Source organism: Mesorhizobium sp. M3A.F.Ca.ET.175.01.1.1, from assembly GCF_004791945.1.
Lineage (GTDB): Bacteria > Pseudomonadota > Alphaproteobacteria > Rhizobiales > Rhizobiaceae > Mesorhizobium.
In genome coordinates this window covers 1-539 of the sequence record NZ_SRTP01000057.1, presented here as the reverse complement: position 1 = coordinate 539, position 539 = coordinate 1, and the positions used below count along the sequence as shown (strand labels likewise).

The 539-nt window shown below is 60.3% G+C and carries 1 protein-coding gene; it reads right to left on the bottom strand.

The window, feature by feature from the left end; all coding sequences use genetic code 11:
* The coding region (locus tag EN818_RS30720) for a hypothetical protein (protein ID WP_135906580.1) at nt 1-529 on the bottom strand (529 nt) is incomplete at its 3' end.
* Nucleotides 530-539 lie beyond the last annotated feature (10 nt).

The window sequence follows — 539 nt, the reverse complement described above, 5'->3', positions numbered from 1 at the left end:
GTCCAAGCTGAGCGTCGGTAAGGCTCGGGGCGCGAGCATTGATGCGCGCCAGGTTGTCGGCACCCTCCCTGAAAGCCGCCGCCGCCTCATGGCCTACCTTCGCTAGATTGAGGATCTTGTCGCCGGTTTCCTGCAGAGCCGGGTTCTGCGCCGTGATATCGCGTACGCCCTTCGCCAATTCGTCGTAGTCGAAGTCCTTCGAGAACGCGCTGATAGGACCATTGAAGGCTGAAAACTGCGAGCGAGCCTGGTAAAAGCCGGCCTGATGGTAGCCGGGCACAACGAAGCGGGCGAGGTCATTAAGGACGTCGATGTCTTCGGAACGTGCAGCCGTGCCAAGATCGCGCTGACCTTGCCGAGCGGCGGCACCCGCATAGATGCCGCGCGACTTGTTGTAGTTGTCAGCGCTGATCTTTGCGAGATCATAGGCGCTCGCCACATCAAGAATGGCCTGCCGCTGTTCCTTCAGGGAATCGTTGAGGTCCTTGGTTTTCTCTCTTGTCAGAAGGTAGAAGGCACCGGCCGCCACCGCGGCAACG